Origin of the sequence: Rhodoplanes elegans, from assembly GCF_016653355.1 — a bacterium.
GTDB lineage: Bacteria > Pseudomonadota > Alphaproteobacteria > Rhizobiales > Xanthobacteraceae > Rhodoplanes > Rhodoplanes elegans.
In genome coordinates this window covers 1-4,675 of sequence record NZ_NHSK01000131.1, presented here as the reverse complement: position 1 = coordinate 4,675, position 4,675 = coordinate 1, and the positions used below count along the sequence as shown (strand labels likewise).

Here is a 4,675-nt window from a genome sequence, read left to right as displayed (position 1 = left end):
GCCCGCCCCGACCGTGACCCCGGCTCCGGCGCCGTCCGGTGCCGTCGCGATCGCGCCCGCGCCGCAGCCGCCGCCGGCCGCCGCCGAGCCGCCGGTCGGCCGTGGCACCCGGGTGGCGCTGGTGGTCGGCAACGGCGCCTATGTCCACGCGACGCCGCTGCCCAACCCGGGCAACGACGCGCGCGACCTCGCCCGTTCGCTGCGCGGTCTTGGCTTCGACGTGGTCGAGGGCGTCGACCTCGGCAAGCACGCGATGGAGACCAAGATCCGCGAGTTCGGCAAGAAGCTCGACCACGCCGACCTCGCCCTGTTCTTCTACGCGGGACACGGCCTGCAGGTCGCCGACAAGAACTACCTGGTGCCGATCGACGCCAAGCTGGAGCGGCCCGGCGACCTCGCGCTCGACACCATCACGATCGACGACGTGCTGGCCCAGATGGAGAGCGAGCGCCGCGTCAACCTCGTCTTCCTCGACGCCTGCCGCGACAACCCCTTGGCGCGCTCGCTCGCCGCCTCGCTCGGCACCCGCTCGACCTCGGTCGGCTCCGGCCTCGCCGCCATCCAGAGCGCCGTCGGCACCATGATCGTCTACGCCACCCAGCCCAAGAACGTCGCCCTCGACGGCGAGGGCCGCAACAGCCCGTTCACGGCCGCCCTCCTCAAGCACATCGCCACCCCCGGGCTGGAGATCGGGGCGCTGATGAAGCGGGTGCGCGCCGACGTCTACCAAGCGACCCGGCACCGCCAGCTGCCGTGGGACCATTCCTCGCTGATGGGCGACGTGGTGCTGGCCCGTTGACGACGATTTCGGCCGTTTCAGGCGTCGACATACCCGCATGGCGTGCCGAACCGTTGCAGTGCAGCAACGATGCGGCAATTCCGTCACGCGGCGGGGGATTCGCGCGGGGCGTTAACCAGTTCTTCACCCGTTTCCTTGTTCCGCCAAAGTCGTGTCTGCTACTTTCCCGGACCGCAGGGTGCCCGGGGAGGCCGGGGCGGGCGCCCTCACCGCCGACCATGGACGTCAGGAAGACCGCATGAGCCGACGCCTCCGCCTAGGCCCGTTCCACGCGCTGCTCGGCGTCGCGCTGATCGAAGCCGCGCTTTTCGGCGTCGCGCTGCTCGCCGCCGTCGGCACGCCCGACCGGGCACACGCGCAGGCGCTGCCGACCGGCGGCACCGTCACCAGCGGCACGGTCGGCATCACCCAGCCGAACGGCTCCACCCTCGTCATCAACCAGACGAGCCCGACCGGCATCGTCCACTGGTCGACCTTCTCGATCGGCACCGGCGGCACGGTGAACTTCAACAACGGCTCCGGCGCCACGCTCAACCGCGTCACCGGCAACGTCCCCTCCTCGATCGACGGCCTGCTGACCGGCACCGGCAGCGTGTTCCTCGTGAACCCGGCCGGCATCGCGGTCGGCCCGAACGGCGTCGTGCAGACCGGCGGCAGCTTCGTCGCCTCGACGCTCGACGTGAAGGACTCGGAGTTCCTGGCGCGCGGCACGATGACGTTCGACGGGACGTCGACGGCGGCCGTGGTCAATCTCGGGCGCATCGGCTCGTCGACGGGCGACGTCGTGCTGATCGCCCGCACCGTGCAGAACGACGGCGTCATCGAGGCGCCGCAGGGCACCGCCGCCATGGCCTCGGGCCGCGAGGTGGTGCTCTCCGACGGCAGCCTCGGCAACGGCAAGGTCCATGTCCGGGCGCCGGGCGGCGACGGCAAGGTGATCAACCGCGGCACCATCCGGGCCGCCGACGTCGAGCTGCGCGCCAACGGCGGCAACGTCTACGCGCTCGCCGGCAACACCGACGGCGTCATCAAGGCGACCGGCATCGCCAGCAAGGGCGGCCGCATCTTCCTCACCGCCCAGGGCGGCACCGTCACGGCGACCCAGCGCATGGTGGCGCGCCGCGCCCCGACGACCACGACGACGGCCGGCGTCACCACCTCGACCAGCCGGGGCGGCGACATCCTGATCGAGGCCGACGCCGTGTCGATCGCCGGCCACCTCGACGCGACCGGCGACGGCGCGGCGGGCGGCCGCATCGTGGTGACGGGCGGCACCGTGACGCTCGCGGCCGGCGCCCTGCTCGACGCTTCGGGCACGGCCGGCGGCACCGTGCTGGTCGGCGGCGACCGCGCCGGCGGCCGCGGCACGATCACGTATTCCGACACGCCGGTGCGCAACGCCGACCGGGTGACGGTCGAGAGCGGCGCGACCATCCGGGCCGACGGCACGGCGGGCGCGGGCGGCAACATCGTGGTGTGGTCGGAAGGCACGACCACGGTCGCCGGCACGATCTCGGCGACCGGCACGACGGCCGGCGGCTTCATCGAGACCTCGGGCAATACCCTGAACTTCGCCGGCGCCTCCATCAACGCCGGCCAGGGCGGCACGTGGCTGCTGGATCCGGACGATCTGATCATCGACACCAACAATGTCGGCGCCATCGTCACGGCCCTGAACGCCGGCACGAATGTGATTCAGGAGACGACACAGAGCGGAACCGGCGGTTATGGCGACATCACGGTCGCGACGAACATCGCCTGGAGCAGCAACGCGAGGCTGACACTCAGCGCCTACCGAAATATCGTGCTCGAGCCGGGTGTCGTGATCTCGAACTCGGGCGGCGGGCACCTCGTGCTGCGCGCCGACAATACTGGAACGGGCACAGGAACGGTCGTGTTTGTGCCCCCCGACACACAGAACCCGAATGCCATCCAATTGCCCGCCGTGATCAGCTTCACGGCTGGGGGGACAGTCTCGATCTATTACAACCCGAGCAGTTACACCTCGCCCGAGTCGTTTTCGAACGTGATGGTCAGCGGCGGCGGAACCGTCACCAGCTACATGCTGGTGAACAGCGTCGCCAATCTGGCCGCGATCGCCAGCAACCCCTCCGGCACTTACGCGCTGGGCCGAGATATCGACGCGACCTACTTCGCGGGCGTCTCGGTGAACTTCGATGGAATTCTCGACGGCTGGGGCGGCATCGGCGCGAACCGGACGATCTCCAATCTCGGAAAGTACACGACGAGCAGAGGCCTGTTCTACAGCATCGAGTCCGACGGCATCGTCCGCAACTTGATCGTGGCAGAGGCCGAGATCCGAGCCGGATCTCACGAGAGCGCAGTCGGCGTTCTGGCGGGCACGAACTACGGCGTGATCGAGAACGTGCTGGTGACCGGCAAGGTCGACGGCGGCGCGTTTAACGGCGTCCGGGCCGGTGGCCTCGTTGGCAGGAACTTCGGCTTGATCGCCGGCGCTGTCGCCGATGTTGACGTAACGACCGATGGCGAGGCTACCATCGGCGGCCTTGTTGGCGTCAATGGCGGCACGGGCGACATCTACGCCTCGTTCGCCTTCGGCAACGTCACGGCAGGACCGAATGCGTCCTACGGCATCTATGGCGGTCTCGTCGGCAAGAACGAGGGCTCGATCCTCTACAGCGGCGCCGCAGGCGACGTCACCGGCGGCTACCACTCCACAGTCGGCGGACTGGTCGGCTACAATGCCGACGACTCCTATTACTTCAGCTACAGCCCGTATTACGGCTCCTACTACAGCTACTTCTACAGCTACTACGACGCCTATTACAGCGCATTCCCCTACGGCGGGGCCGGGACCATCTACGGATCGACCGCCACGGGCAACGTCTCGGCCGGTGCCAACTCGATCGTCGGCGGCCTGGTCGGCGAGAACTACGGTGCGGTCGTCTCCTCCTCGGCCGTCGGCTCCGCCATCGGCGGCGCCGACAGCTCCGTCGGTGGGCTGATCGGCGAGAATTTTGGGCTGCTCGCGTTCTCGACCGCCTCCGGCGGCGTGTCGGGCGGAACCGGAAGCGATGTCGGTGGTGCCGTCGGCCTGAACCACACCGACGGCGTGCTTTACCGAGTGTCCGCCAGCGGAACTGCCGCGACCACCGGCACCGGCGGCACGGCCGGCGGCCTCGTCGGCTTCAACGACGCCGGCGCCGTCCTGCAGTCCTTCTCCAGCGGGGCCGTGTCGGGCGACAGCGGCACCGCGATTGGCGGGCTGATCGGCGCCAACGTGCCGAACTATTACGACGGCGGTGCCATCGTCTATCAGTCCTACGCGACAGGCGCCGTCACCGGGACCGGCACGGCGATCGCCGGCGGCCTGATCGGCGTGAACGCCGGCTATGTCGAACAGACCTACGCGACCGGCGCCGTGACGACCGGTTCGGGTGGCATCGCGGGCGGCCTGATCGGCGCCAACAGCGCCCTCGTCTACGGCGACACCCCCACGCCCGAGACCGTCACCGGCACGGTGGTCGCCTCCTACTGGGACACCCAGACCAGCGGCCAGAGCGGCAGCGCAGCCGGCACCGGGCTGACTACGGCGCAGCTCACCTCCGGCCTGCCGGCCGGCTTCGACCCGGACGTGTGGAGCTCGGTTCCGGGCCGGTCCTATCCGTTCATCTTCGGCGGCCCGACCTACAACCCTGGTCCCGATCCCGGCACCGACCCGACGCCGCCCCAGATCTACGACCCCGGCCTGCTCGTCAGCCTGGTGTCGCTCAATCCGAGCAACACGATCCTCGGTCCGCCCGATCCGAACCAGACCAACATCACGCCGCCCGCCCCGCCGACCGGCGGCAACGGCGCGGGCGACGGGGGACGCGGCGGCCGCGCCGTTGCCGC

2 protein-coding genes are annotated in these 4,675 nt (G+C 69.8%); both read left to right on the top strand.

The window, feature by feature from the left end:
• Nucleotides 1-799, top strand: a 799-nt coding sequence (locus tag CCR97_RS16695; protein WP_207199492.1) for a caspase family protein, incomplete at its 5' end; no start/stop codon positions are given.
• A gap of 238 nt (nt 800-1,037) precedes the next feature.
• Nucleotides 1,038-4,675: two-partner secretion domain-containing protein (locus CCR97_RS16690; RefSeq protein WP_201159676.1), on the top strand; the 3,638-nt coding region annotated here is incomplete at its 3' end.